This is a genomic window from Pseudomonas sp. P4_C8 (assembly GCF_056401975.1).
The window spans coordinates 1-25,538 of the sequence record NZ_JBFUIH010000055.1; the positions used below are offsets into that span (position 1 = coordinate 1).

Sequence of the window (25,538 nt, forward strand, 5' to 3'; positions counted from 1 at the left end):
TTGGTTAAGATCTTTGGTTAAGATCTTTCGTCTCAACCGAGGCGCGCATTCTACAGCAGCCTCTGTTGCTGTCAAGCGGTTATTTTCAGAAGTTTTCAAAGTTTCCTTTGTAACTTCAACCACTTGCGCTTTCGATCTCTCGTCAGCGGGAGGCGAATTCTACAGCGATCCAATATTTCGTCAAGCATCTTTTTGAACTTTCTTACCGTCTCCAAATACCTGTACTGCAGAGACCTTTTCAGCGCCCTTTAGCGAGGCGCAACACTTGAACCGCAGCTCTCCACATCGGTATTGATTGGGTTAACCAGCGGCGTTCCTACTCGGTCGTCCAGTCAAGATCGTCGTCCCACTCCTCATCTTCCTCGAAGTCGTCCTCATCTTCCTCCTCTGCTTCCGGCTGGTTAAGGAGAAAATCCTTACGACTCTCAGTAATTGCCCGCCTTAGCTCCTCCCCTTTCACGGGGCAGTTGAGCATTTGGGCGATGCGATCGATTTTTTTCGCCACGACTTCCTCCAACGCATCGGCTATGGCCCGATAGTGCGCGCTTTCGGGCGCTGATGCCAAATGGCTGAATGTCAGCGATGATACCGGCGCACCACACTGCTGTTCTTCAGTACATGCCCTTTGATTTTTTCCAGCAGTTGCGCGCGCGTCAAACCGGCAGGCAAGGCGTCCGGCGCGAGGTCCAGCGCGTACAACTGAATAATGTAGTGATGCGCACTGTCGCCGACTGGCGGGCAAGGCCCCACATAACCGGTGGTGCCTTTGATGTTGGTGCCACCGATACCTTCAAGGGCTGATTTTGCTCCTACACCGGCCGGGATCTGGTGAGTGCCGGCTTTGATGCCGTAATGCACCCAATTATCGGCACCCTGCCCATTCTGCCCGTCAGGGTCATGCATGACGATGGCATAACTCAACGTACCCGCCGGCCCGGCGTTCCAATTCAGCGCAGGTGACGCGTTGTGCCCGCCACAACCCGGAGCATCGCTGGCGGCGGCCGAGGTAAACAGCCGGTCATCCGTGACACCCGGGATATTTAAGGTGAAACGTTCCTGGGCCTGTGCCGGAAATTGCACGCACAGGGCGACTGCAACGGCCGCAAACCAAGGGTTAAGAGAGGTCAATCGGGTCATTGCGCAGCACCTTGTGCGTGTAGGGCCGTCGTCGGCTTGCGAACTATAACGGTACCGTTGGTGAGGTGGCACGGGGAATTGGCTGAACCTCGCGTAACGCGCCAAACTCTTAAGTGAAACGTCTGCCTGGAGAGCCATCATGGCACTGCACCGCGTCGCCCCTTTCGCCGATGTGCCCGAAAACAGAGGCCTTGAAGCCCGGATCGCGGACACCAATATTGTTTTGCTGCGAGTGGGCGATCAACTACGCGCCTATCAAGGCGAATGCCCGCATGCCGGGGCACCGCTGGCGGAAGGTGCGGTGTGCCACGGACGCTTGATTTGTCCGTGGCACAAAGCTGCGTTTCGGGTCGAAGACGGAGCATTATGCGAGCCGCCGGCTATGGACAATCTCAAGCGCTATCCGCTGGAAGTCCGCGATGGYGACATCTGGGTCGACGACCAACCGTATTCCGATGCTCACACCCCGCCGGCTGACGATGAACGGACGTTTGTCATCGTCGGGGCCGGGGCCGCCGGTACAGCGTGTGCGGCAGCGCTGCGCGAAAAAGGCTTCGGCGGCCAAGTTTTGCTGATCGACCGCGAAGCCGACACCGGGTACGACCGCACCGTCCTGAGCAAATTTGTCATCGCTGGAGAGATGCCGCCGGAAGAAATCCCGCCGCTGCGGGATGACGAGTTTTATCGCGAGCAGCGTATTGAGCGCATCACTGGCGAAGTTGCCAGCCTGGATTCGTCGAACAAAACCCTGCGGCTGACCAATGGTCGATCGCTAAACTATGACGCCGCGTTGCTTGCCACAGGCGGCACGCCCAATCCACTCACACTGCCTGGCGCCGATTTGCCGCAAGTGTTCGTGTTGCGCTCCAAAGAGCAGGCGCTGCGAATTCTGCAGGCGGCAAAGCCTGGTCAGCGAGCGGTGATCATCGGTGACAGCTTTATTGCCATGGAGTCCGCTTCAGCCCTGCGTGAATACGGGTTGGACGTTACAGTCCTGGCCCGTCATGCCATTCCCTTCGCCGCACAATTCGGCGAAACCGTTGGCAAGGCGATTCGCGCCCTCCATGAGGCCAATGGCGTGGTATTTCACACCGATGGCGAAGCCTCCTATATAGAAGGAGCGAACAACGTCGAGGCAGTGCACCTGGACAATGGCCAACGCTTGCCAGCGGATCTGGTGCTGGCCGGCATTGGTGTCAGCCCTGCAACCGATGCGTTTGCCGATCTGCCCAAGGAAAAAGACCGGTCGCTGAAGGTCGACGGGGGAATGCGCGTCACCGAAGGGTTGTGGGCGGTCGGTGATATCGCGACTTTCCCGCTCAACGGCCAGCTTCAGCGTATCGAGCATTGGCGCCTGGCCCAGCAACAGGCGCGGATCGCCGCCGCGAATATGCTTGGTGCTGATGAGCACTACCTCAACGTGCCGTATTTCTGGACCTGGCACTTTGGTAAAAACTACGACTACCTTGGCCACGCCGAAGCCTGGGACGAGGTCGAGTTCAAGGGTGATCCTTACCATCCACCCTTTATAGGCCTGTTCGGCAAAAACGGCGTGGTGGCCGCAGCGGTCGCCTGCGATGAAGAACGGGCCATGGCGCTGCTCGCCGAACGCATGAAACAGCCGTTGTCGGTGGACGAGGCGTGGAAGCTGATTCGGGACATTGGTTAGCGCACAAACACCCGACAGCAAAACGCCCGGCTTCTGCTTCATAGCTGAGGCCGGGCGTTATTTTGAATCCTGGATTTTATTCCTGGATTTCCGCACCGCCACCGAGTTTGCTCATCACGAAGCCGACAAACTCTTCTACGGTCATTTTCTGGCCATTGAATTCCACCTGATTGTTGGCGTAGTGCAATTTGCTGACGATGTTGTTTCCGTCCAGTTTGGCGAATTGCGATCCGACCGCCATGCTGCTGAACATATCGGCAGTAGCGTTGGCCTGATCGGCGATGACTTTGGCATCAGTCTGACCATCAAGTTGGCTTTGCACGGTCAGCAAGTCCACGAGCATTGGCTTGGACACTTGCACATTGATATCCAGCAGCGCAATCAACTGTAACGTCAGTTGATCGGGCGGCAGGTCCATGGTCTGCGGTTTGGTCAGGTCGAGCACCAGGTTCGCGCGGCTTTCACCATTGGCGGTGTTGAACGACAGGTTTTCCAGAGCCACCTGCGGGCCGGCCGCCAGCAATTTTTCAAGGCCGGTTTTGACTTGCGCCTCTTCGGCCGGGGTCAAGACCAGTTCTGGAGTCGGCTCACCGGCCACAGCAGCCTCGGCGGCGGCTCTCTCGTAAGGCTGCAGTTTGGTCTGGTAGATCTGCATCAGCGACATGGTCGCCGGTATGTCGAGGTTTTTCAGGCTCACGGCCATTTGCGCAGCGCCGACAGCCTTGCCGTTCATCGACACTTCACCCACCTTGTAATCGGCACGCCCCGAAGCGCTGGTGCCCGATTCCTGGGTCAGGTTCTTCATTTCAAATTTCTTGAGGCCCAGAACCGATTGCTTGGCACCAAAGGTGGTTTGGCTGTCCGTCAGCTCGAGGGTGTTCTCGCCGGTGTAGTAGCCGTAGGTACTTTTTACCAGGTTGCTGGCCAGGGTCAGGCCATTGAGCTCAACCTTCACCGGAGTTTGATCTTCAGCCACGGTGCTCAGCGTCAGGCTGTTCATGTAGCCGTTGGCCTTGACCTTCTGGGCTTGGGCGCTGGCGGCGACGTCGAGGTTCAAACCAGAGAATTTCAGGTTGGATTTGTCATCCAGCACGACGTCCAGCGGTTGCAATTCGAGGGTGCCGCTGGTGGAGTTGTCGTATCCAATATTGACCACGCCGGTGATCGGGGATTTGTCTTTGGCAGAGGCAAACCACTTCTCGGTGAGCGAGGTGCGTTCCAGTTCGTAGTGACTGGTGGCCATGACCGGCAACCACTTGAAAGATACCAGGCGCGAGAACGGCAGCGGACCGTGTTCGATGTGGTCGGCAAACAGCAATTCAACCGCGGCTTCACCAAACATCTCGCCTTCGCCTTTGAGGCGGTAGTGCGCGGTGCTGCTGAACACATGACGCTCAAGCGACACCAGCTCCAGCGATGCCGTGCCATTGGAACCGACCAGCGCGGCGTTCAGCTCTTTGTTGGCATCGGCGATGGCGGTGTTCAACACGCCTTCGATTTTGGTCCCGGTGTACCAGGCACCGCCCGCGCTGATTGCACCGATGGCTACGACGATTCCAAGAAGCACGCCTGCTGATTTATTCATGAATGACCCAGTCAATGTCCGTTGTTTGAAGGTGTCGTCGTCTTCCCTGAACCCGTGACGGGTTACGGCTCGACTCCGCTAAAAGTGAGGTGGAGATTAGCATCAGGCGCAGCGGGCGGCCCAATGATTAAGGGTTAAAGAGTGTCTATGGACTGCGCCGGGGGCTTGAGAGTTTCGGCGGACATGAAATCGCCATCGCGAGCAGGCTCGCTCCCACAGGGTTGTGTGTCGATCACAAATCCCATGTGGGAGCGAGCTTGCTCGCGATGGCGTCAGTCCAGCCAACAAAACTCACGAATACTGCACTTCCATCTCATCCAGCTGATGATCAAAGCTCTTGAGCCTCGCAGTCCACGTATACACCAGCACCTCAAAGTCCCGATTGATCACCGCCCCGCCCGTCACCTCCGAACGTGGATCACAGACGTCCAGTTGATAGCGTTCCCGTGCCATCTTGGTGGCGACATCCGAGAGTTCGCGGGCATTGTTGAGCCAGTGCCAACCTTCCTCGGACACCTGCTTGTCCAGCGCCAGGCATTGTTTCTTCAAGGTTTCGAGGCTTTTTTCCAGCGGTGTGCCGGTGAGCTCGCCCATGACTTCCTGAAACGTGCGCCCCGGTTGCCAGTAGCTGCCCCAGAAATATTGGTCAAACACCGTTTCGACACGACGCAACGCCACCTTGGTGTCCCAGATCAGCACCAGGGTCTTGCCTTGTTCGAGTTGTCTTTTTTTGATGCGCAGGCCCTGGACTGAAGCCCAGGCCACCACCACGATTGCCATTGCTGCAATCAGCGCACTGGCGCTGTCGAGAAACACCAGCGCCTTGTCGATCTGGTGGGCCAGCATGATGCCGTAGAAATAGGTGGCCGACAGCAAAACCAATGCCGCAATAGCGCACCAAAAGCCAGGAGCATAAGGGTTTTTCATTCTTTTTAATCCCCATGACCAACGCGAGCTTTGATTTGATGAAGTCGAAGTGTGACTTCATCAAATCAAAGCATAGCAACGGCCTCAGGGTTTGCTGGTGTTCGTGGCTTGCGTTCGTCCGCTTTCCCAGCCGCCGCCCAGTGCGAGGAACAAATCGATCTGGCTGGCGGCAACCTGGGTGTTGGCAGCGGCCAGTTGCGCCGTGACATCCGTGTAGGTGCGGGTAGCTTGCAGGTCCGCGAGGAACGATTCGCGGCCGGCCTGGAAGAAACGGTGCGTCTGGTCCGCTGCCAGTCTTGCCGATTGCTCGGCGTCTGCCAGGGCGTCACGACGTTGCAACAAAGCGGTGTACTGGGCCAGGCTGGTCTGGGTTTCGCGAATGGCGTTGAGCACCACCCCATCGAAATGCGCCAGCGTCGCCTGGGTCACCGCTTCGGCTTCGCGGATGCGTGCCCGGGCGCCGTTGGTCGGCACGTTCCAGGTCAGCGACGGACCGAAGCCCCAACGGTTGGTGGACGGGTCGCCGAGATCGTCGAGGATACCGACGGTGCCGATGGTCGCGCCGATGCTGATGTTCGGGTACAGCTCACCCGTGGCGACGCCAATCCCGGCCGTCGCAGTCGCCAGCCGGCGCTCGGCCTGCCGCACATCGGGACGACGCTTGAGCAATGCGGCGCCATCGCCCACCGGAATCAATTGCGCGATTTTCGGCAAATCGTCGCAGGTGGCGGTGCCAGCCGGCAGTTGATCCACTGGCTTGGCCAGCAACATCGACAGGCGATACAGCCCGGCCTGACGCGAGGCCTCATAGCGCGGCATGTCGGCGCGCAGGGACTTGAACTGGGTTTGCGAACGGGTGACCTGGGTTTCGTCGCCACGGCCGGCATCGCGCAGGCGCTGGATCAGCGTGGTGCTCTGGGCCTGCAGGTCGAGGGAGTGCTGGGCAATCTCCCGCTCCTCATTGGCCGCGCACACCTGGGTGTAGGCCCGGACCACGTCGGCCACCACGGTGATGCGAGCCGTATCGGCAGCTGCCTGCGTCGCATCGGCGTTGGCCTTGGCCGCTTCGATGCCGCGCTGCAACGTGCCGAACAGATCGAACTGGTACGACGCGCTTATGCCGATATCACCGATGTTGGCCACCGGCACTTTTTCCGGAATCAGGAACGCCTGGCCGGACTCCTGCAATCGCTGGGCGCCCATCTTCACGCCGCCGCTCCAGCCACCCGCCGCTTCTGCCTCATCGACCTGAGCGCGGGACCGCGACAGACTGGCCGCCGCAACGCGCAAGTCGGTATTGGACGCCATGGCCTGTTGCACCAATTGGTCGAGTCGCGAGTCCTTGTACAAGCGCCACCAATCGGCTGGCACCGGCGCGGACACCACCGTTTTGCCGTCGACCGCCAGATCGCCCTGCAAATCGGGTCGATGGACAGCCGCTTCGTCGGGCAAATGGTAATCCGGGCCTACCACCTGACAGGCCGACAGCAGCAAACCTAATCCGGCAACCGCCAAACCCGACGCCCTGCTCATTTCGCAGGCTCCTGCGCTGGATCGTCGATAATCGACACGGTCGCGGTCCGCCCGGCGATCATGCGGAAGTCCGCCGGAACATCGTCGAAGGCAATCCGCACCGGAATCCGCTGTGCCAATCGCACCCAACTAAACGCAGGGTTAACGTTGGGCAGCAGGTTGCTGCCGATGCTGCGGTCGCGGTCTTCGATGCCGGCAACGATGCTTTCCACATGGCCGCGCAGCCGCGCACGGTCGCCGATCACCCGGATGTCGACGCTCTGGCCGACATGAATGCCGTCCAGTTTGGTTTCTTCGAAATAGCCGTCGATGTGGAATGAATTGCTATCCACCACCGACAATACCGGCCGCCCGGCGGTGACGAATTCCTGCACACGTGGTGCACGGTCGTTGATGTAGCCATCGACCGGGCTGCGGATGGTCGAGCGGTCGAGGTTCAATTGAGCACTGTCCACCGCCACTTGAGCTTCCATCAACGCCACCTCGGCGCGTGCCACCCGGGACTGGCTTTCTTCCAGTTGTTCGCCTGGCACCAGATTGCCGAGCCCACGATTACGCTTGGCTTCGCGTTGTGCCTGAGCCAGGGTTTCCTGACGGTCGGCGACCGCCGCCTTGGCCTGGCGCAGGGCCAGTTTGAAACGGTCCTGATCGATGCTGAACAGCACTTGACCGCGTGTCACCAACTGGTTGTCACGCACGTCAACTTGCTGAATCAACCCGGAGACGTCAGGGGCGATTTGCACGATGTCGGCCCGGATATGCCCGTCGCGGGTCCACGGCGCAAACATGTAGTACATCACCATGCGCCAGACCACGACGACGGCGAAGGTCACGATCAACAGGGTCAGTACCACGCGACCCAGGGTCAAAAAAGGTTTTTTCATGTCATCAGGTATCGACTGAGTGAGTCCACGGCGCCGAGCAGCAAAGCGTAGAGAGCCACGTTGAACAATGCCCGGTGCCAGACCAGACGGTAAAAGTGCAGGCGCATCAGCAACCCGTGCACCAGCAGGTAAAACACATACGTAATGCCCATCAGTACCAGCAGCGTGGGCAGAAACACCCCGCTCAGATCCACATCACCGATCATAAAGGGGCTCCATCGATGCCATGGGGCAGCGGTTCTTCGAGTTCGCCCGAGCTGACGAATTCCACGCCGGGCAATAACGCCAGACGCAGGCCACTCAGGGCATGCAGCAGATTCAGACGTGCTTCCTCTTCGCATTCCGTATCCAGCGCACGGCGGGTGCGGTCGAGGGTCATCAGCAACGGGCTCGGTGCCGGCAGTCGCTCACCCGCTTTGAGGCAGTCCTTGAAATACTCACCGACTTCCGCCACCACTTGATGCAGCAACGCTTGCGGTACCCCGATCACGCGCGGTGTGTAAGCCAGCAGGTCGAGCAGGTTGAGCGCCACGCGCACTTCACGCAACGCGATGCCGGTGTCCTGACCGGTCATGGCCAGACGCGGCAAGTGCTGCATCAGGCGATCCAGTATCTGGATGCCTAATCGCCGATGTTCAGCCAAAGTGGCCGGTTCGGTGAGGCCGACAATGTCGCGCCAACTGAAACGGGTCAGCCGCTTGGCCGCCAATTCCGCACCAAACGGTCGGGCGATCAGGGTCCAGACGAAGGCAAACAACAATCCGATGGGACCGGCCAGGTTGGAGTTGGCAAAGCTGAGGAAGTCCGCATCGTAGGCGCCCTGAATACTGATAAAGGACGAGGTGTTGACGAGGGTCAGCAGCATGCCCAGGTAAAACTGCGGCTTGACCGTCAGGGTGCCAATGCAGATGAACGGCACAGCAAACGCCAGCACCAGCATCGGGAAGTCATGCAGGTTGGGCAGCACCAGAAACAGATACAGGCTGGCGAACACCACCGACATCGCGGTCCAGAAAAAGAACCGGTAAATCTGCGGCGCCGGGTCATCCATCGAGGCGAAAAAGCTGCACGCCACAGCGGCCAGAATCACCGCGGACCCTCCGTCCGTCCAGCCGAGCAGAATCCACAGCACTGAGGCGACGATGATGGCGCTGACCGTGGAGACCGCCGAGTAGAGCATCAGCCCACGGTCGATAAATGGCGACAAGCGACCGAGGCGCCAGTGGCGATACACCGCACGCCAGCTTTCCTGGCTTTCGCACTGGATGGCGTATTGCAGGCTGCGGCAGTCTTGCCACAGATCAATCCACTCGCCGAGGCGATACAACGCGTTGGAGAACAGCAGCTGTTTGCGATCATTCAAGGCTTCGGCGGTAGGTTGCAAGGCTTCAAGCTGGTCTTTCAGTGCCTGCCAGCGAGCGAGGTCGGCGTCTTTGTGATTGAGCCATTCGGTGGTGGCCACCAGCAATGGTGCAAACTTATCCACCAGCTCGGGCGTGCGCCGCTCCAGGGCATATAGCGCGTCATCAAGGGCGTCGATCACCGGCAACAGGTGAATCATCCGCCCACGCAGTTCCTTGGTATTTCGCACGGTTTGCCGCCGGGCGCCCTCGTGCGGCAACTGACCGATCATCAATTCCAGAGTGTTGAAGGTCGCCACCATGACGGAGCGCAGCGCGCTGACTTCATCAGGTTGCACCTGGCGGCTGAGGAAACGCAGGCTGTAAGTCGAGGCATCGGTAAACCATTTGCTCACCGAATCGTTGAACACCGGCGCCAGCCGCCGAGGCCAGAACATGGCGCCGACCACGGCAGCCACGGCGATGCCGAGGAAGATTTCTTCAGTCCGCGCTTCTGCGACGTCCCATACCCCCAACGGGTTGTTCACCACCGGCAGGGCGATCAGCGGCAAGGTGTAACCGGCCAGCATCAAGGCATAGTTGTTGGCGGTGCGCAGGTGCAAGGACAGGAACAGCAAAATCCCGGTCCACAGCGCGATGACCACCACCAATACGTAAGGACTCTGGACAAACATGGGCACGAACAGAACCGCTGCCGCCGCCCCGATAAAGGTGCCGACTGCGCGGTAGAGCGCCTTGGAGCTGGTAGGCCCGACAAAGGGACTGGAAACAATGTAGACCGTGGCCATCGCCCAATACGGACGTGGCATTTGCATGAGCAGGGCGATGTACAACGCGATCATCGAGGCAGCAAAGGTGCGCACACCGTAGAACCAGTCCCTTGCTGCGGGCATTCCGGTGAAAAAACCGTTCAAGGGTTGACCACCGACGGCGCGTTCGCCGCTTCAAAGGCTCTCAATACCCGTAGCGTAGCTTCCAGATCGCCTTGATCGATGCCTTCAAGCACCTCGTGACGCAATCGCACCAGCTCGATTTCGACCGCCTGCACCAGTTCGCGCCCGGTTTCGGTCAGGCTCAGGCACTTGGCGCGCCGGTCATGGGCATCTTCGGTGCGGCAGACATAACCCGAATGACACAGCTGATCGAGTAAACGCACCAGGGACGGACTCTCCATCCCCGCTGCCTGCGCCACCGTCACCTGCCGCACGCCCTCGCCCAAGCGCCCGATCATCAACAACGGGACGGCGCAGGCTTCGGAGATTCCATAGTTGACCAGCGTGGTCTGGCAGATCTTCCGCCAATGCCTGGCGGCCACCACCATGGAGCTGCTGATGTTCATCTGGAGAGCGTCGAGGTTTTTCGGCACGAGAGAAAACACACACTGTTAGTTTGCTAACTATCAATATGGCATTTGCAGGGAAAGGTGGTCAAGTTTTGAAACAAATTGGCGGTCATTCGTCGCGGAATGTTCGATCTGAAATAAAATTAGTACTGACGATGTATATACTTCGTCAGCATATGAACCGAGGGTACAGATATGTCAAAACAAGCTGTTTTCACAATGAAACTGGAACCTGAATTGCGCGAACAATTTATGGCTGAGGCAGAAGCCTCTCATCGGCCTGCTTCGCAGATCGTCAGGGAAATGATGCGCCAGTTCGTTCAAACACAAAGAGAGTCGCGCGAGTACGAGGCGTTCTTGCAAAGGAAAGTCGACAGCGCACGTGTTTCCATACTCGCTGGTGAAGGCTTGACCAATGACGAGGTTGAAGCACAATTTGCGGCCAGGCGTGCACAGGCGGCCAAAAAAGGATGAGGATAATCTGGACGCCCGCAGCAGCACAGGATCGTGCAGATATTTGGGATTACCTGTATGAGCTCAACCCAGTAGCCGCCATTGACATGGACAACCGCTTCCGCGACGCGGTATTTCGCATTACCCAATACCCCGAAAGCGGTCCGGTCGGAATCATTGCTGGTACTCGTGAGATGATTCCCCACCAGAGCTATCGCCTGGTTTATCAGTCAGAAGCAGACGCTGTCTGGATACTCGCGCTGGTCCATACTTCCAGACAATGGCCACCAAATAGTTGATTTTCACACCCCCCGCCCCTTCCTCAACAACACATCCAATTGATCCACCACCTCCGCCCAATCTGCATCATCGAGAATATCGTCACGCAAAAACTGCGCCTGGCTCTTGCTCCAGAAAAACGCATCCGCGAGGTGCAATTCAGGCTTGAGCGGTGAGTGGGTGGCGATGAATTTATCGATGCTTTCGGCGTCATCCGCCAGACCGAGTTGCTTGAACAGGTTGGGCAGGGTGTGGGTTGGGGATTCCATGTCGGGCTCCTTTAGAAATGAAAAATTTATCGCGAGCAAGCTCACTCCCACAGGGACACTCGGTCAACGGTGGGAGCGAGCCTGCTCGCGATGACGGCAGCATTGACGACACAACACTCAATCACTTAATTCCCGCACCTCAGCATGCGGCACCATTCTCAGGAACTCCGGCATGTCCATGTGCAGCAGGTTGATGTGGTTGCCGGCTTCCAGATAGATGTCTTTCTGGCGGGTCAGTAGTGGGTCGATGACCACGTCCAGCCCATAGGCCTCGCCAAGGGCAGGTATGGCACCGCGTTCACAATCATCAAACAGGTGCGGCAGGTTGCTTTCCCGCGAGACCTGCCATTCGCCACTGCTGCGGACTTTGCTCAGGTCCAGGTGGCGGCTGGCGGGAAGTACCGCCATCAGGTAATGCCCATGGCGATCGTCGAGGATGACCGACTTGGCTACCCGTTCTGCCGGAATGCCCGCGAGTCGCGCCGTTTCCAGGCTGCTAGCTGAATGGGGATGGGTGACGATGTCGTATTCGCATTGAGCCGTTTCCAGGCTTCTCTGCACGGTTCTTGCCATTCGCATGATGCACCTCGGTGTCCGTTCCCGTGACGGGCGGACGATGGTTAAAGCTTTTCTCCGTAGTGAAAGTCTAGGCCCACCGGCACAATCCGGGGCGAAATCCGCCCATCGGACGCCGCCCATAACCGGGCAAAATCCGGATACGCCGCAGCTCTACTAAACTGTATACAGAACCACCTGCAGACTCTCGCGGAGGGTCAAGTGAATACTCGTTGCTGTGTCGTAGCGCTGCTGTTGGCGTTGAGCGGATCGGTGTTCGCAGCCGATACCGTTGTGCTGCTGATGCCAAACCCTATCGGGATCTGGTTGATCACGTTTGGCATCGCCTTTCTGATCGCCGAGGCCGCGCTGCCCAATTACGGCGTGATCGGTTTGGGCGGCATTGTGATGTTCGTGATCGGCGCGGTGATTCTGACCAACACCGAGGTGCCTGTTCCCTTGATGATCGGCCTGGGGCTGGTGAGTGCCCTGCTGCTGATTTTCCTGCTGATCCACGCCCTGAAAACCCGACCGCGCCGCACGGTCAGCGGCGACGCCGGACTGCTGGGCAGCGTGACACCGGTCTTGTCGTTACTGCCCGGCAATGCCTGTAACGGCTGGGTGCATCTGCAAGGGGAGCGCTGGCAGGTTTCAAGCTCGACACCGCTGCAGCCGGGGCAACACGTCCGGGTGGTGGCGCGAAAAGGATTACTGTTGCAAGTGGCCGCGGCTGACGCGGCGCCAGTGGGAGAATAGTCATGGGCCTGCAAGTAGGTTTCGCCGCGCTGCTGCTGTTACTGATTGCACTGGCGGGGTCGACCTTCCGCATCCTTCGCGAATACGAGCGCGGCGTGGTATTCCAGCTCGGACGCTTCTGGCAGGTCAAGGGCCCCGGTCTGATCCTGCTGATCCCGGTGGTCCAGCAAATGGTCCGCGTCGATCTGCGGACCATCGTCCTCGATGTGCCACCGCAAGACGTCATCACCCGCGACAACGTCTCGGTCAAGGTCAATGCGGTGCTGTATTTCCGCGTGCTTGATCCGCAGAAGGCGATCATCCAGGTTGAAGACTTTCTCGCCGCCACCAGCCAATTGGCCCAGACCACGCTGCGAGCAGTCCTCGGTAAACATGAACTCGACGAACTGCTCGCCGAGCGCGAGCGATTGAACATAGACATCCAGCAAGTGCTCGACGCCCAGACCGACGCCTGGGGTATCAAGGTTGCCAACGTCGAGATCAAACATGTGGACCTCAATGAATCGATGGTTCGCGCCATCGCCAAACAAGCCGAAGCCGAACGGGAACGCCGGGCCAAAGTGATCCACGCCGAAGGTGAATTGCAGGCCTCGGAAAAACTCATGCAGGCTGCCGAAATGCTCGGTCGTCAGCCAGGGGCCATGCAGCTGCGTTACATGCAGACGCTAAGTTCGATTGCCGGGGACAAGAGCTCGACCATCGTCTTTCCGCTGCCGATTGAATTGCTCAAAGGGATGGCGGATTTGTCGTCGAAGCCGTGAAAATTCGCAATAGCATCACGCCAACGCTTTCAATGCCGTACAAACAAGCGTGCGTTAACCCATCCTGCCCGCGTTTCGCCAGCGCTCTGCCAGCCCGATGGCAGCGGCGCAAACTCGTCCGGCGAACCGACGGTGCCGATCAGCCACACACGCCCAGTGCCTTTGGGCAAGCTGTCGAGGTGGTCCAGATAAATGTCCCGGGTGACCAGCGTGCCGAAACCATAGGCGTTTGGCCGGCTCGACCCACCATTGGCTAGCGGGGGGGTATATAGCAGCGGTTGGGTACCGGCGCGATTGTAATAGACGTAGGGAAGGTACCAAAGCATGTCGCTGGTGACGATTCGGTCACCAGCAACATAATGCTGATTAACGTAGTCGACCAATACGCTGATCTGATTGTTGGGATCGACCGAGGTGTTGTTCTTCAAACCGACCAGTTCGACGCCGACAAACAGCACCAGCACGGTCAACGCCAGCACTCGCAAGCCTGAATACAGGCGATCAATGGCCAGTGCGACAATCATCGGCAACCCCAGTGCATAGGCCGTCAGATAGCGTTCGATGAACACCGGCGAGATAAATGACACGCCGAACACCAACAGCATCGGCAACGCCGTGTAGATCACCAGCAGCACACTGCCGCGAATGACGCTGCGGTCCCGCGCCAGCGCCACGCCAGTAATGACCAGCAACGCCAGCGGCAGCGCAATAAAAATCAGCGTCGGCAGGTTTTCGCCATCGTCCTGTGTCAGTAACGACCAGATCATCGACGGCAACGAGCTGAACGTGACCGGCGACTCCCACCCCACATCACCATTGGCTTTGAGCTGATCCATGTGCTGGATCAAATCGATCAGGTTCGGCACCCACGGCAGGTACAGCAACACGATTGCCACGTTCGCCAGCCACCAGCCGGGGCGTTGAATACTACGCAAACGATAGCCTGGCAGTACACGAATCAGCCCCAGATACAGCCAGTGGCACATCACGCACAGGGCGGTGAAGTAATGGGTGTAGAACGCCGCGCTCATCAGCAGCACATACGCCACCAGATAGCGTGTGCGCCGGGGATGCCTGATCGAGTAAACCAGCGCAATCGTGGCACCGATCAGCCACAGGCCCAGTAGCGAATACATCCGCACTTCCTGGCTGTAACGTACCGCCGTTGGCAGCAGCGCCAGCAGTAAACCGGCCAGTAACGCAGCACGCCGGGTGGCGATCAAGTCCACCAACCAGACGCCGAGCCACACCGTGGCGATTCCGGGCAGAGCGCTGAGACAGCGGATCGAGAAAATACCGTCGCCGAACAACGCGATCCAGCCATGCAGCAGCACGAAATACAGCGGAGGGTGCACATCGTGGGCGGCATGCACCCATATTTCAGCCACTGAGTAGTGGCTCATCAACAGGCTAGACCCTTCGTCGCCCCAGACGGCCGCCGCCGTCAGATCGTAGAAACGCACCAGGGCCGCCAGCGCCAGAATCGGCAACAACCGGTGTTCCTGCGCCCACCGCAGCCAACGCTGCACAACCGCCCAACCACCGGGCACTGCGTGCGGATCCTGGGTGCCGCCAAGTGATGTTTCTCTGCGCGCGTCCATTGCCTCCCCTCGCAACTGGCCCGAGATCACGAAGCTTATGGATCACTGTAAGACGGTACAGGTTCGTCGTCGATGCTGGCTTTACGACTAACGACATTCGCGAACGATCCATCCAGGCGGATGAGCGCAGGCTATGACAGAGCGGGTTCGCGTCAAGCGCAGAGCAGTCACTTAATTAAAAATCGAAGAAGTTGGTCAGATTTCGCTGGGTAAGAGGATTCAATATATCGAAAATATAACCTTGATGGAATATTCCACCGGGTGCATATTCAGCGCCATGAATTGGGATATTGAATACACCGACGAGTTCGGCGACTGGTGGGCAGAACTGAGCGAAAGCGAGCAGAGCTCTGTGGCGGCAAGCGTCAAGCTGCTGGGCCAGTTCGGACCGGCGCTGAAGTTTCCCCACAGCTCCGGCATAAACGGCGCACGCCACGGCCATCTCAGGGAACTACGGATTCAGCACGCGGGGCGTCCTTATCGCATCCTTTACGCATTTGATCCCAGGCGATGTGCTTTGCTGTTGATTGGTGGTGATAAAACCGGTCAGGATCGATGGTATGAAGTCAATGTACCGCTGGCCGATCAGCTGTACGATGAGCATCTCGACACATTGCGCAAAGAGGGTCACAACGATGGCTAAGAAATTTGCCGAACTTGAAGCGCGGATGACACCTGAATCCCGGGCACGCGCCGAGTCGATTTATGAACAACACATTAAGGAAATGCCATTACACGAATTGCGTCAGGCCAAAGCGCTCAGCCAGGCCACGCTCGCTGAAACTCTGCATATTAATCAAGCAGCAATTTCAAAGATGGAACGTCGCACGGATATGTACATAAGCACTTTGCGTAACTACATCCGAGCAATGGGCGGTGAACTTGAAATAATCGCCACTTTTCCAGATGGTCAGATAAAAATCGAAAACTTTGCTAGTTGAGCAGCCTACCGGCTGCTCTAACTCGTCGAAAGCGTTCAAGACAGGCCAGCCGAATTTACACGAGTGACTTAACGCTGCGACGTCTCCGCCACCGGATACACCGACTCCCATCCCCCACCCAATACCTTGTACAACCCGACCATCGCCAGCGATACCCCGGTCGAACTCTCCACCAACTGCTCCTGAGTCGCCAACAATGCACCTTGCACCGTGAGCACGTTGACGAAGTCCACCACGCCTTCGGTGTATTGCTGCTGCGCAGTACGCAGGGCGATCTGGTTTTGGCGGACGGCTTCGACGAGGCTGTCGCGACGCAGTTGTCGGGCGTTGTAGGCGGTCAGTTGATCGTCGATTTCATGCCAGGCGCGCAACACGGTTTGCTGGTAGGCGATGGCGGCTTCCTGTTGCTGGGCTTCGCGCAAGTTCAGCACGCCGCGTAGACGACCGCCGTCAAACAACGGCAGGCTGAATTGCGGGCCGATGCCGAACGAACGCGAGCTCCACGAACCAAAATCGCTGAGCTGCATGGCTTGTGAGCCCACGTTGCCTGACAGGGTAATCCGCGGGTAGAAGTCCCCCTTGGCCACACCGATGCTCGCCGTAGCGGCATGCAAGCTCGCTTCAGCCTGGCGGATATCCGGGCGGCGTTCCGCCAGTTGCGACGGCAGGCCGATAGCGACCTGCCGCGGGGTTTGCGGTACGGGCGCGTCTGTGGATAACTCGGCGTATAGCGCTTGCGGCGGTTCGCCCATCAGCAGACTCATTGCGTTGATCAATTGCGACTGCCGCTGCTCCAGCTCGGGCAGGCGCGATTCGATGGCGGCGACTTGAGCGGCGGCTTCGGCGACGTCCAGGTCGGTGGCAACGCCGTCGGCCAGGCGAAGCTGCGAGAGTTTCAAACTGTGGCGGGCGACATCGAGGTTTTGCTCGGTGACGGCCCGAGTGCTTTGCACGCCGCGCAGCTGAATGTAGTCCTGAGCGGTTTCTGCGAGCACCGACAGCAACACACCCCGACGATCGTTTTCGGCCACTTCGAGCGTGGCGTCGGCGGCTTCGGTTTCGCGGCGCACGCGCCCCCAGAAATCCAGCTCCCAGGACGCGGAGAAACCGGCGTCCCACAGGTTGAATGCCGAGTCACCGTTATGTCCCGATGGATCGTTCAAGCCTTGGCCGCTGTAACGTTTGCGTCCATAGCTGCCAGCGGCCGCCGTGCTGGGGTAACGGTTGGCGGTGATCACCTGGCGCGCAGCGCGGCTTTGCTGCAAACGGCTGCTGGCGAGTTTCAAGTCGAGGTTATCGGTCAGGGCGCGTTGGGTCAGGCCCGAGAGTATCGGATCGTGGAACACGTCCCACCAGCGCTCCTCGATCGTTGCGGTGACGGCTTGGCTGGCAGCGGCTTTTGACGGTTTTGACCATTCGCTGATTTGCGGGGCCTGAGGTTTGTGAAAGTCCGGGCCGACGGTGCAGGCTGAAAGGCCTGTCACCAGTAAAGCGCCGAGAACTGCACAAGGCCACCGGCCTCTTCGCGAGCAGGCTCGCTCCCAGAGGGGATCTCCTTTTGGGCAGAGATTGTGTGCATTGAACCGATTCAATGTGGGAGCAAGCCTGCTCGCGATGACGTCTGCCGAGCCAACAAACATCTTCATCGCTGAGTCACCTCATGCGACACCGCGCTCTCAGTATCAATACTCGCCTCCACCGACATCCCCACTCGCAACCGCGAGGCCAGTGCCTGACCCGGTTCCAGGACAATTTTCACCGGGATCCGCTGTACAACTTTGGTGAAGTTGCCCGTGGCGTTGTCCGGTTTGATCGAGGCGAATGTCACGCCCGTCGCCGGGGCGATGCTCTCGACACGACCGTGCAGGGTCTCACCGCCGAGGCTGTCGACCCGTACCTGCACGTTCTGCCCCGGCTGTACGTTGGTCAGTTGAGTTTCTTGAAAATTGGCGACCACGTAAGCCTGTGCCAGCGGCACCACCGCCAGTATTTTGCTGCCCGGCGTCACATAGGCGCCGACTCGCACGGCGCGCTCGCCGACCATGCCATCCTGTGGCGCAACAATGCGCGTGTAAGACAGCTCGTAACTGGCGATTGCCAGGGCAGCTTGGGCACGTTTCAGCCCACCTTCCGCCGCGTCGCATTGGGCTGTCAGGATGTCCACTTGCTTGCGTTCCGCCGCCAGCACCGCCGTTGCATTGGCCAACCGCGCATTGGCCTGATCAATACGCGTGCGCGCTTGCTGAGCATTCTGCACCGTGCCGGCCCCAACGCCCGCCAAGTGGTTGTAGCGGTTCAACTCTTGCTCGGCGAAGGCCATTTCAGCCTTGGCCGATGCCACCGAGGCCTGAGCCTGAGCGATCACTGAAGCCTGGCGCTCAAGGGTCGCCCGGGCATTTTGCAGCTGTGCTCTAGCCACCAGGGTCTCGGCGTCAGCCGCTTGGGCCGCGGCTCGCAGATCACGATCATCGATCAACGCCAGCAACTGCCCGGCCTTGACCTGCTGGTTGTCTTCCACCAACACGTCCTTGATAAACCCGGCCACGCGCGGGACCACCAGCGTGAAGTCCGCCGAGACAAAGGCATCATTGGTTTTTTGCTGCATGCGCTGACCGAAGAGACCTGGCGCCAGCAGATAAATCAGCACGCCGACTGCCACCACGGCGGCGATACCGACAACCATTTTTTGCTTTGTTTGAATCGTCATAAAAACCTTCTGTTTCAGTGAAGCGTTCAAGTCGGCGCGCGCGGTGGATAAACCCGCGTCGGCAGCCAGAAAATCAGCAGGATCAACGCCAGTGCGACGCCCGCCATGCACAGATAAAGATCGGAAGAAGTCAGCACCACGGCTTGCTCGTGCAGCCGATGAGCGAGACCTGCGCTGTCGCTGTCGGCCAGTGGTGAATTACCGAGGTTGTCCACCAACATGGTTGAGTGGAAGTGCAGCCTGGAAGTGGTCAACGCCTCAATGACGCCGGTGGCGAGCACCGCGGACAGGCCTTTCACCGTGTTGAACCAGGCCGAGGCGAACGGTCCTTCCATGGGCGAAATGCTGCCGGTCGCGAGCATCAGCAGTGGCAGCACCGCCATCGGCTGCCCGAAGATTTGCAGCAGTTGCAGCGCGTAGAAATCGTCGCGAATCCACGCCGACGTCAGCAGTGAACCGCCGATGCAAGACAGCGCCAACATGCTCAAGCCGATACCCAGCACCCAGCGGCAATCAACCCATCGCAGGTTGCACAACGCCGCCACCAACGGCAGCGCAATCAACTGCGGCAACGCCGCCAACAGCGTGATTGGCGCAGTCTGGATGGGGCGATAACCCTGCACCTGCGCCAGATAAGCGGACGGAATGATGATCACTGCCAGCAACACCACCAGCACCCCGGCCAAGGTGAGCAAGGCGAAGGACAGGTTGCGGACACCAAGCATCTGCATCTTGAAAAACGGAATGGGTTGCGACCATTCATTGATCAGGAACAGCACCATCAACAGCAACCCACCGCCGAGTAATCCGCAGATCAGGCTCGACTCTAACCAGTCCAATCGATTGCCCTGCAGAACGCCGATCACCAACAGGCAGATCGCTGGAAATCCCAGCAACAGACCGCGCCAGTTGAAGTGCTTGAGGCGTTCCAGGCGCAGCGGGTCCTGTGGCAAACCGTAAGACACCGCCAACAGGGCGATCAGGCACGGCACGATGATTTGCCAAAACGTCCATTGCCAACCGACATACTCGGTCCACAACCCGGCCAATGGCGTGCCGAGCCCGGGGCCGAAGGTGGCTGTCAGGGCATAACCGGCCAAGCCATAGAGCTTCACATTGGCCGGCAAGAATCGCAGCGCCACGGTCATCAACATCGGCGGCAACGCGCCGCCCGCCAAACCTTGAAACGTGCGCAGGACCAGCAGGCTTTCGTAGTTCGGGGCAAACGGACTCAACGCGCCTAACAGCGTGAAGACGCTGATGGCGTAGAGGGTGAAACGCCGTAACGAAAACGTCACCGAGCACCATGGCGCAAACGCCATGGCCGCCACCGAGGTCGCGGTGTAACTGGCGACCAGCCAGGTGCCTTCGTCGTAGCCGATGGCCAACGCGCCGCGAATGTCCGCCAGGGCAACCTTGGTCACCATCTCGTTCAGGCCCGAGACCAGCACCGCCAACAACACGCCCACCAGACCGATGATGATCCGTGGGCCGAAGACCGGTGGTGCGACAGCGGCTGGACGGGTCGCGGCGAGTGGTGCCGTGACCGTGAGGGAAGTCATTACTGAATGCTCCGGGGATTGAGTACCGGGGCATTCTAAGAAGCGCGATGACTGACGAAAATTGACTTATTGACAGTTTATAAATGCGTTTGATGCAGCAATACAAAAACCCTGTGGGAGCGAGCCTGCTCGCGATTGGGCCTTCACATTCAACATCTATAGTGACTGACCCACCGCTATCGCGAGCAGGCTCGCTCCCACAGGGATTGGGGATTACTTCAGGTGGGCTGTGCCGCCAGCCACGTTTCGTCGCAGCAGGTTTTGAGGGTTTCACGCAGCCAGCGGTGAGCCGGGTCATTGTCAAACCTGGGGTGCCAGGCCTGAGTCAGCATCAGTGTGGGCAGCGGAATCGGCAGCGTGAACGAGCGCAGTTTCAAGCCCAGGCGCCGCACACTCAGCAACGCCTCTTTGGGCACTGGCAGAATCAGATTGGAGTCTGGCAGCGCGAACATCGCCGCATGGAAGCTCGGCGCAATCACTGCGACCCGCCGCTCCAGCCCCAAAGCGTTGAGCGCCGTGTCGATCGGCCCGCGAGCAATGCCACGGCGCGACATGCTGATATGAGAAAAACCGGCGTAGCGCTCAGCAGTAATCTCGTCATCGAACAGTGGATGATCCTCACGCACCAGACCGACGAAGTGGGTTGAGAACAGGTTCTGCACTTTCACTTCCGGCATGACGGGACGATTGTTACTCACACTTAAATCGATCCGCCCTTCGCGCAGCGCTTCGTCATCGCCATCGCCTTCCGGCACAAAGCGCAATTCACAATGCGGCGCTTGGCGTTCCATGGTGTCAAACAGCTTGCCGCCATAGACGCCGACAAAAAAATCATTGGCGCGGATGCTGAACCGCCGGCGCAACGAACCGAGGTCTACCACATCGGCCGAGCGAAACAGCAACGCGGCCTGCTCCACCACATCGCGCACCTGCTCACGCAATTCCAGCGCCTTGGGCGTCGGTACCAAGCCGCGACCGGCACGCACCAGGATCGGGTCGCCGATGGCCTCGCGTATCCGCGTCAGCGTTCGGCTCATGGCCGCCGGGCTGAGGTTCATCCGCCGTGCAGCGCCGACCACACTGCCTTCATCGAGCAAGGCGTCGAGGGCGACCAACAGGTTCATGTCCGGGAGTTGCATGCTGAGCACTCGTGGCTGATCTGGATTGATTCAGACGCAATGCTAGCAAAACTCCCCCAACTGGTGTGTTGGCTGGACTGGCCCCTTCGCGGGCAAGCCCGCTCCTACAGGGATCTTCTGTGGATGCGGACTATGTGTTTGACTCAGAACCCTGTAGGAGCGGGCTTGCCCGCGAAGGCGTCAGACCAGACACCGTAACTTACCGCTGCATCCCCCACCGCTTCACGGTCACTCGTTCCAGCGTATCGAACACCAGGTTCTCCACCAGCAACCCGATCAGGATCACCACCGCCAACCCGGCAAACACCTTGTCGGTGTACAGCTCATTGCGGTTCTGGAATATGTACCAACCCAACCCACCCTTGCCACTGGTCGCGCCAAACACCAACTCCGCAGCGATCAACGTGCGCCAGGCGAAGGCCCAGCCGATTTTCAACCCGGCAAGGATTGATGGCAACGCGGCCGGGATCAGGATAAACAGCACGAACCGCATGCCCTTGAGGCCATAGTTGCGCCCCGCCATGCGCAGGGTTTCCGAGACTCCGAGAAACCCGGCATAGGTGTTCAAGGCCAAGGCCCAAAGCACTGAGTGCACCAGCACAAAGATCAGGCTGTTCTGCCCCAGGCCGAACCACAGCAGTGCCAGTGGCAACAACGCAATCGCCGGCAGCGGGTTGAACATCGAGGTCAATGTGCTCAACAGGTCGCGACCAAACTGGGTCGACACCGCCAATGTGGTCAGGGCAAATGCCAGGACGATGCCGATCAGGTAACCCTTGAGCAACACCATCAACGAAATCCACACTTTGCCCAGCAATTCGCCAGTGAGCAAACCGTCATACAGCGCGCTGGCGGTTTGCAGAAAACTTGGTAGCAACAGGTCGTTGTTCTGAACACGGGCAACCACTTCCCACAGCACCGCCAGCAAAATCAGGATCAGGCTTTTACGAATCCAGCCCTGTTGCCAGAGGCGCTGACCAAGCAGCAGTTCACGCTCCAGCGGTACGCTGGTCAGCGGCTGTAAAACGGTTTCGAACTCTTCACGCACAGATGATAAATGACTCATCGGGCAAACCTCTCAATGGCTCAATAAGCGATGCGAATATCGGAGAAATCCAGCTCGCGCTCGGTTTCCGCAGATTGACCTTCATCGAACAACAACCGATGAATCCGTCGCGCCGACTCCTGAAATGCAACGCCACCGAGGCTGTGCAAATCGTATTGATGGCTGTGGACTTCTGCCCGTACCCGACCCGGATGCGGCGACAACAGCAGAATGCGATTGCCCACCACTAACGCCTCTTCGATGGAGTGCGTAACGAACAACAGCGTGAAACGCACCTCTTCCCAGAGCAGCAGCAATTCTTCCTGCATCTTGCGGCGGGTCAGCGCATCGAGGGCGGCGAAGGGTTCGTCCATCAGGAGGATTTTCGGCTGCATCGCCAAGGCGCGAGCGATGGCGACTCGCGCTTTCATGCCACCGGACAAAGTATGCGGATAAGCATCGGCAAATGCCGCCAGCCCCACCTTCTCCAGATAGTGCAACGCCCGCTCTTCAGCCTCTTTACGTTTGAGCGTTTTGGACGCCAGCAGCGGAAACATCACGTTCTGTTTGACGGTTTTCCACGGTGGCAGTTGATCGAACTCCTGGAACACCACAATTCGATCCGGGCCCGGCGCGTGGACAGTTTGCCCTTGCAGGCGAATCTCACCCTCACAAGGCTGAATAAAACCTGCGACAGCCTTGAGCAACGTCGATTTACCGCAACCGGACGGGCCGAGCAGCACAAAGCGGTCCGCCGGATCGATTTCAAAACTGACTTGATGGGTCGCCCGAACCACACGCTGCGGCGTGCGGTATTCGAGGCTGACATTGTCGACCGACAGCAGCGCTTGGGCTGCCGCGTTCGATTTGCTGACCGTGTGGCCTTGCAAAGGGGCGTTCATGACAATCAGCTCCCTTGCAGCGGTTTGGTGTCCTGGAAGAAGTAGTCCTTCCACGAATCCGGTTTGTTTTTGATCGCGCCGACCCGGTAGAGGAACTCGGCCAGTGGATAAGTATTTTTCGGCGTGATGCTGAATTCGAATTGCGGGTTGTCGATGATTTTCAGCAACGCGGCGCGGTCGATTTTCGCCTTGGTGACGCGGAGGTACGTGTCGGCTGCCGCGCCTTTATCGTTCTGTGCAAACTCAGCCGCTTCAGTCAGCGCCGCAATAAAGGCCTTGTAGGTTTTCGGGTTCTCGTCACGGAATTTCTCGGTGGCGAACAGCACCGTCGGCGAGTTCGGGCCGAGCACGTCATAGGAGTTCAACACCACGTGGACGTTGGGGTTGTCCAGTTCCTGATCCTGGAACGGCGGGTTGGAGAAGTGCCCGGACAACTCGGTGCCACCGGCCACCAGCGCGGCCGTGGCGTCCGGGTGCGGCACCGCGATGGTGTACTTGTCGAGGCGATTGAACTCCTTGTCACCCCATTGCTTGGCCGCCGCGTATTGCAGGAAACGCGATTGCACTGAAACCCCAACAGCCGGCACCGCAATACGATCCTTCTCGGTGAAATCGGCGATGGTTTTGACTTTAGGATTATTGCTCACCAGGTAGTAAGGGAAGTTACCGAGGGAAGCCACGGCTTTGACGTTCTGCTTGCCGTGGGTGCGATCCCAGATCGTCAGCAACGGGCCGACACCAGCGCCAGCGATATCAATCGAACCTGAGAGCAGCGCATCGTTGACCGCCGCGCCACCAGACAGCTGAGTCCAGTCGACCTTGATGTCGATGCCTTCCTGCTTGCCGTACTTCTCGATCAGGTTCTGATCGCGCACCACATTGAGCAACAGGTAAACAATGCCGAACTGCTCGGCGATGCGGATTTCACCTTCGGCGTGGGCCACGGTCGGCGCCACCAGGCTGCCGGCGATCAGGCTGAAACCCAGACCGATGGCGGCCGCCAGCGGTGCAAATGGAAGACGTTTGGACATGAGAATTCTCCGACAAATCAGAAAGGCGCGTCGCCCTGGATGGTGGTGCGAAACAGCTTGCGGCGCAGATGGCTGGGGCATCCGGCGGCGAGGTGGATCAGCGAGCGGTTGTCCCAGAACACCAGGTCATGGGGCTGCCATTGATGGCGGTAAATGTTTTGCGGCAGCACGCTATGGGCGTAGAGCTCATCAAGCAGTTGCTTGCTCTCGTCTTCCGGCAAACCGACGATGCGCGTGGTAAAGCCTTCGCTGACGAACAACGCCATGCGTCCGTTTTCCGGGTGCGTGCGCACGATCGGATGAATCACTTCGGCGACTTGTGCGAGCTGCTCCGGAGTCAGAGTCGGGCGCCAGTTGCCTTCGAATTTGGTCTCGCTGTAACGCGCGGTGTAGGAGTGCGCCGCGGATCGGCCTTCGACCGCTTTGCGCAACGCGTCGGGCAAGTTGTCCCAGGCTTTGTGCATGTCGGCGAACAAGGTGTCGCCGCCTTCGGACGGCAATTCCTGGGCGTGCAGCATCGAGCCCAGGCTGGGCAGCTCTTTATAGGACAGGTCGGAGTGCCAGAACTTGCCGGCATCACCGAGGCCGATGGATTGGCCGTTTTCGATAATGTTGGAAACGATGAGAATTTCCGGGTGGCCGGCCAGCAGGAATTGCTTGAGCACATGGATCTGCAACACGCCGAATCGACGGCTGAAGGCGATCTGCTGCTCAGGGGTAATGCGCTGGTCGCGGAACACTACGACGTGATGATCCAGGTGCGCGCGATGGATGCGGGCGAAGTCCTGATCGTTGATTGGCCGAGACAGGTCGAGGCCGATGATTTCGGCACCGACGGCGCCGCTGAACGGGTGGATGTCAAAGGTTTGAGGCGCGATGCTTTGAGAGGCATTCGCTGAAGACAAAGAGACGGCTGACATAAAAATCACTCCCACGCACGGCACGCTCAAAGGCGCGCGCGTCGATCAAGAAACTCACGGAGGTCCCGTGTTGGTTCGTGTCGTGCGGCGCGCCGATTAGTCGGCAGGTACGCAGGGGAGTGACTTTATAGGTATAAGAATTGAAATTTAAATACCGATAGCGAATAACGATATTGCTT

General features: G+C 58.9%; 27 protein-coding genes and 1 pseudogene. 8 read left to right on the forward strand and 20 right to left on the reverse strand.

Going from position 1 to position 25,538, the window contains the following annotated elements:
- Positions 1-196: pseudogene (locus AC1DWM_RS25870) on the forward strand (hypothetical protein); the annotation flags it as partial.
- Positions 197-316: 120 nt separating this feature from the next.
- On the opposite strand, the gene AC1DWM_RS25875 reads toward AC1DWM_RS25870, so the two are convergent.
- A complete protein-coding gene (locus tag AC1DWM_RS25875) occupies positions 317-565 on the reverse strand; it encodes a hypothetical protein (protein ID WP_223520490.1) in 249 nt (82 codons plus the stop codon).
- Positions 566-576: 11 nt separating this feature from the next.
- Positions 577-1,137, reverse strand: a complete 561-nt coding sequence (locus AC1DWM_RS25880; protein WP_223520492.1) for a YbhB/YbcL family Raf kinase inhibitor-like protein — start codon at positions 1,135-1,137, stop codon at positions 577-579.
- Between the two features lie 139 nt (positions 1,138-1,276).
- On the opposite strand from AC1DWM_RS25880, the gene AC1DWM_RS25885 reads away from it, so the two are divergent.
- Positions 1,277-2,806: an FAD-dependent oxidoreductase gene (locus AC1DWM_RS25885; protein WP_223520494.1), complete on the forward strand. Its 1,530-nt coding sequence runs from the start codon at positions 1,277-1,279 to the stop codon at positions 2,804-2,806.
- A gap of 76 nt (positions 2,807-2,882) precedes the next feature.
- Here AC1DWM_RS25885 and AC1DWM_RS25890 read toward each other — a convergent pair whose 3' ends face one another.
- From AC1DWM_RS25890 to AC1DWM_RS25920, 7 genes are all read right to left on the reverse strand, one after another.
- The gene (locus AC1DWM_RS25890) at positions 2,883-4,391 is read right to left on the reverse strand and encodes a YdgA family protein (RefSeq protein WP_477796497.1); all 1,509 of its coding nucleotides are present in this window, start codon (positions 4,389-4,391) and stop codon (positions 2,883-2,885) included.
- A gap of 291 nt (positions 4,392-4,682) precedes the next feature.
- Complete coding sequence (locus AC1DWM_RS25895) at positions 4,683-5,318, reverse strand: NADH:ubiquinone oxidoreductase subunit N (protein WP_477796498.1); 636 nt, start codon at positions 5,316-5,318, stop codon at positions 4,683-4,685.
- Positions 5,319-5,402: 84 nt separating this feature from the next.
- Positions 5,403-6,851: an efflux transporter outer membrane subunit gene (locus AC1DWM_RS25900; RefSeq protein WP_477796499.1), complete on the reverse strand. Its 1,449-nt coding sequence runs from the start codon at positions 6,849-6,851 to the stop codon at positions 5,403-5,405.
- A complete protein-coding gene (locus AC1DWM_RS25905; RefSeq protein ID WP_223520502.1) occupies positions 6,848-7,735 on the reverse strand; it encodes an efflux RND transporter periplasmic adaptor subunit in 888 nt (295 codons plus the stop codon). The genes AC1DWM_RS25900 and AC1DWM_RS25905 overlap by 4 nt, the downstream gene beginning before the upstream one ends.
- A complete protein-coding gene (locus tag AC1DWM_RS25910) occupies positions 7,732-7,941 on the reverse strand; it encodes a DUF1656 domain-containing protein (RefSeq protein ID WP_223520504.1) in 210 nt (69 codons plus the stop codon). The genes AC1DWM_RS25905 and AC1DWM_RS25910 overlap by 4 nt, the downstream gene beginning before the upstream one ends.
- The gene (locus AC1DWM_RS25915; protein ID WP_223520506.1) at positions 7,938-10,010 is read right to left on the reverse strand and encodes an FUSC family protein; all 2,073 of its coding nucleotides are present in this window, start codon (positions 10,008-10,010) and stop codon (positions 7,938-7,940) included. Before AC1DWM_RS25915 ends, AC1DWM_RS25910 begins: the two co-directional genes overlap by 4 nt.
- Positions 10,007-10,435, reverse strand: coding sequence for a MarR family winged helix-turn-helix transcriptional regulator (locus tag AC1DWM_RS25920; protein WP_223520508.1), 429 nt, complete (start codon positions 10,433-10,435; stop codon positions 10,007-10,009). The genes AC1DWM_RS25915 and AC1DWM_RS25920 overlap by 4 nt, the downstream gene beginning before the upstream one ends.
- A gap of 198 nt (positions 10,436-10,633) precedes the next feature.
- Here AC1DWM_RS25920 and AC1DWM_RS25925 point away from each other — a divergent pair, with 198 nt between their 5' ends.
- On the forward strand, positions 10,634-10,912 hold the full coding sequence (locus AC1DWM_RS25925; RefSeq protein WP_223520510.1) for an antitoxin of toxin-antitoxin stability system: 279 nt from the start codon (positions 10,634-10,636) through the stop codon (positions 10,910-10,912).
- Positions 10,909-11,190: a type II toxin-antitoxin system RelE/ParE family toxin gene (locus AC1DWM_RS25930; RefSeq protein WP_477796500.1), complete on the forward strand. Its 282-nt coding sequence runs from the start codon at positions 10,909-10,911 to the stop codon at positions 11,188-11,190. The genes AC1DWM_RS25925 and AC1DWM_RS25930 overlap by 4 nt, the downstream gene beginning before the upstream one ends.
- Before the next feature lie 3 nt (positions 11,191-11,193).
- Here the strand turns inward: AC1DWM_RS25930 and AC1DWM_RS25935 are convergent, their stop codons facing one another.
- Together AC1DWM_RS25935 and AC1DWM_RS25940 are read right to left on the reverse strand one after the other, a co-directional pair.
- Complete coding sequence (locus AC1DWM_RS25935) at positions 11,194-11,439, reverse strand: DUF2789 domain-containing protein (protein ID WP_223520514.1); 246 nt, start codon at positions 11,437-11,439, stop codon at positions 11,194-11,196.
- A 117-nt stretch (positions 11,440-11,556) separates the two neighbouring features.
- Entirely contained in the window at positions 11,557-12,018 is a 462-nt protein-coding gene (locus AC1DWM_RS25940; RefSeq protein WP_223520516.1) for an aminoacyl-tRNA deacylase, read from the reverse strand.
- 198 nt (positions 12,019-12,216) lie between these two features.
- Between AC1DWM_RS25940 and AC1DWM_RS25945 the strand changes: the two genes are divergently transcribed.
- Positions 12,217-12,750, forward strand: a complete 534-nt coding sequence (locus AC1DWM_RS25945) for an NfeD family protein (RefSeq protein WP_452628886.1) — start codon at positions 12,217-12,219, stop codon at positions 12,748-12,750.
- Between the two features lie 2 nt (positions 12,751-12,752).
- The gene (locus AC1DWM_RS25950; protein WP_027926014.1) at positions 12,753-13,511 is read left to right on the forward strand and encodes a slipin family protein; all 759 of its coding nucleotides are present in this window, start codon (positions 12,753-12,755) and stop codon (positions 13,509-13,511) included.
- Between the two features lie 29 nt (positions 13,512-13,540).
- Here the strand turns inward: AC1DWM_RS25950 and AC1DWM_RS25955 are convergent, their stop codons facing one another.
- Positions 13,541-15,112 carry a glycosyltransferase family 39 protein gene (locus tag AC1DWM_RS25955; protein ID WP_477796501.1) on the reverse strand — a complete coding sequence of 524 codons (1,572 nt, stop codon included), beginning with the start codon at positions 15,110-15,112 and terminating at the stop codon, positions 13,541-13,543.
- A gap of 277 nt (positions 15,113-15,389) precedes the next feature.
- On the opposite strand from AC1DWM_RS25955, the gene AC1DWM_RS25960 reads away from it, so the two are divergent.
- The gene (locus tag AC1DWM_RS25960; RefSeq protein WP_223520530.1) at positions 15,390-15,755 is read left to right on the forward strand and encodes a type II toxin-antitoxin system RelE/ParE family toxin; all 366 of its coding nucleotides are present in this window, start codon (positions 15,390-15,392) and stop codon (positions 15,753-15,755) included.
- Entirely contained in the window at positions 15,748-16,053 is a 306-nt protein-coding gene (locus tag AC1DWM_RS25965) for an XRE family transcriptional regulator (protein WP_140671879.1), read from the forward strand. The genes AC1DWM_RS25960 and AC1DWM_RS25965 overlap by 8 nt, the downstream gene beginning before the upstream one ends.
- 68 nt (positions 16,054-16,121) lie before the next feature.
- Here the strand turns inward: AC1DWM_RS25965 and AC1DWM_RS25970 are convergent, their stop codons facing one another.
- The 8 genes from AC1DWM_RS25970 to AC1DWM_RS26005 form a co-directional block, all read right to left on the reverse strand.
- Positions 16,122-17,699 (reverse strand): efflux transporter outer membrane subunit, encoded by a 1,578-nt coding sequence (locus tag AC1DWM_RS25970; protein ID WP_477796502.1) that lies wholly within the window; start codon positions 17,697-17,699, stop codon positions 16,122-16,124.
- The gene (locus AC1DWM_RS25975; RefSeq protein WP_223520526.1) at positions 17,696-18,760 is read right to left on the reverse strand and encodes an HlyD family secretion protein; all 1,065 of its coding nucleotides are present in this window, start codon (positions 18,758-18,760) and stop codon (positions 17,696-17,698) included. The genes AC1DWM_RS25970 and AC1DWM_RS25975 overlap by 4 nt, the downstream gene beginning before the upstream one ends.
- A gap of 26 nt (positions 18,761-18,786) precedes the next feature.
- Positions 18,787-20,322: an MFS transporter gene (locus AC1DWM_RS25980; protein WP_477796503.1), complete on the reverse strand. Its 1,536-nt coding sequence runs from the start codon at positions 20,320-20,322 to the stop codon at positions 18,787-18,789.
- 218 nt (positions 20,323-20,540) lie between these two features.
- The gene (locus AC1DWM_RS25985; protein WP_223521071.1) at positions 20,541-21,461 is read right to left on the reverse strand and encodes a LysR family transcriptional regulator; all 921 of its coding nucleotides are present in this window, start codon (positions 21,459-21,461) and stop codon (positions 20,541-20,543) included.
- A gap of 199 nt (positions 21,462-21,660) precedes the next feature.
- Positions 21,661-22,527: an ABC transporter permease gene (locus tag AC1DWM_RS25990; RefSeq protein WP_477796504.1), complete on the reverse strand. Its 867-nt coding sequence runs from the start codon at positions 22,525-22,527 to the stop codon at positions 21,661-21,663.
- A gap of 20 nt (positions 22,528-22,547) precedes the next feature.
- On the reverse strand, positions 22,548-23,408 hold the full coding sequence (locus AC1DWM_RS25995) for an ABC transporter ATP-binding protein (protein WP_223521067.1): 861 nt from the start codon (positions 23,406-23,408) through the stop codon (positions 22,548-22,550).
- 5 nt (positions 23,409-23,413) lie between these two features.
- A complete protein-coding gene (locus AC1DWM_RS26000; protein WP_477796505.1) occupies positions 23,414-24,439 on the reverse strand; it encodes an ABC transporter substrate-binding protein in 1,026 nt (341 codons plus the stop codon).
- A gap of 17 nt (positions 24,440-24,456) precedes the next feature.
- Positions 24,457-25,359 (reverse strand): TauD/TfdA dioxygenase family protein, encoded by a 903-nt coding sequence (locus AC1DWM_RS26005; RefSeq protein ID WP_477796506.1) that lies wholly within the window; start codon positions 25,357-25,359, stop codon positions 24,457-24,459.
- Positions 25,360-25,538: the final 179 nt, after the last annotated feature.

What these genes read in the sequence shown, in the direction of transcription:
- AC1DWM_RS25880 (WP_223520492.1), bottom strand. Translation starts at nt 1,137, where the DNA reads ATGACCCGATTGACCTCTCTTAACCCTTGGTTTGCGGCCGTTGCAGTC.
- AC1DWM_RS25890 (WP_477796497.1), bottom strand. Translation starts at nt 4,391, where the DNA reads ATGAATAAATCAGCAGGCGTGCTTCTTGGAATCGTCGTAGCCATCGGT.
- AC1DWM_RS25895 (WP_477796498.1), bottom strand. Translation starts at nt 5,318, where the DNA reads ATGAAAAACCCTTATGCTCCTGGCTTTTGGTGCGCTATTGCGGCATTG.
- AC1DWM_RS25900 (WP_477796499.1), bottom strand. Translation starts at nt 6,851, where the DNA reads ATGAGCAGGGCGTCGGGTTTGGCGGTTGCCGGATTAGGTTTGCTGCTG.
- AC1DWM_RS25905 (WP_223520502.1), bottom strand. Translation starts at nt 7,735, where the DNA reads ATGAAAAAACCTTTTTTGACCCTGGGTCGCGTGGTACTGACCCTGTTG.
- AC1DWM_RS25910 (WP_223520504.1), bottom strand. Translation starts at nt 7,941, where the DNA reads ATGATCGGTGATGTGGATCTGAGCGGGGTGTTTCTGCCCACGCTGCTG.
- AC1DWM_RS25920 (WP_223520508.1), bottom strand. Translation starts at nt 10,435, where the DNA reads ATGAACATCAGCAGCTCCATGGTGGTGGCCGCCAGGCATTGGCGGAAG.
- AC1DWM_RS25925 (WP_223520510.1), top strand. Translation starts at nt 10,634, where the DNA reads ATGTCAAAACAAGCTGTTTTCACAATGAAACTGGAACCTGAATTGCGC.
- AC1DWM_RS25930 (WP_477796500.1), top strand. Translation starts at nt 10,909, where the DNA reads ATGAGGATAATCTGGACGCCCGCAGCAGCACAGGATCGTGCAGATATT.
- AC1DWM_RS25935 (WP_223520514.1), bottom strand. Translation starts at nt 11,439, where the DNA reads ATGGAATCCCCAACCCACACCCTGCCCAACCTGTTCAAGCAACTCGGT.
- AC1DWM_RS25940 (WP_223520516.1), bottom strand. Translation starts at nt 12,018, where the DNA reads ATGCGAATGGCAAGAACCGTGCAGAGAAGCCTGGAAACGGCTCAATGC.
- AC1DWM_RS25950 (WP_027926014.1), top strand. Translation starts at nt 12,753, where the DNA reads ATGGGCCTGCAAGTAGGTTTCGCCGCGCTGCTGCTGTTACTGATTGCA.
- AC1DWM_RS25955 (WP_477796501.1), bottom strand. Translation starts at nt 15,112, where the DNA reads ATGGACGCGCGCAGAGAAACATCACTTGGCGGCACCCAGGATCCGCAC.
- AC1DWM_RS25960 (WP_223520530.1), top strand. Translation starts at nt 15,390, where the DNA reads ATGAATTGGGATATTGAATACACCGACGAGTTCGGCGACTGGTGGGCA.
- AC1DWM_RS25965 (WP_140671879.1), top strand. Translation starts at nt 15,748, where the DNA reads ATGGCTAAGAAATTTGCCGAACTTGAAGCGCGGATGACACCTGAATCC.
- AC1DWM_RS25970 (WP_477796502.1), bottom strand. Translation starts at nt 17,699, where the DNA reads ATGAAGATGTTTGTTGGCTCGGCAGACGTCATCGCGAGCAGGCTTGCT.
- AC1DWM_RS25975 (WP_223520526.1), bottom strand. Translation starts at nt 18,760, where the DNA reads ATGACGATTCAAACAAAGCAAAAAATGGTTGTCGGTATCGCCGCCGTG.
- AC1DWM_RS25980 (WP_477796503.1), bottom strand. Translation starts at nt 20,322, where the DNA reads ATGACTTCCCTCACGGTCACGGCACCACTCGCCGCGACCCGTCCAGCC.
- AC1DWM_RS25985 (WP_223521071.1), bottom strand. Translation starts at nt 21,461, where the DNA reads ATGCAACTCCCGGACATGAACCTGTTGGTCGCCCTCGACGCCTTGCTC.
- AC1DWM_RS25990 (WP_477796504.1), bottom strand. Translation starts at nt 22,527, where the DNA reads ATGAGTCATTTATCATCTGTGCGTGAAGAGTTCGAAACCGTTTTACAG.
- AC1DWM_RS25995 (WP_223521067.1), bottom strand. Translation starts at nt 23,408, where the DNA reads ATGAACGCCCCTTTGCAAGGCCACACGGTCAGCAAATCGAACGCGGCA.
- AC1DWM_RS26000 (WP_477796505.1), bottom strand. Translation starts at nt 24,439, where the DNA reads ATGTCCAAACGTCTTCCATTTGCACCGCTGGCGGCCGCCATCGGTCTG.
- AC1DWM_RS26005 (WP_477796506.1), bottom strand. Translation starts at nt 25,359, where the DNA reads ATGTCAGCCGTCTCTTTGTCTTCAGCGAATGCCTCTCAAAGCATCGCG.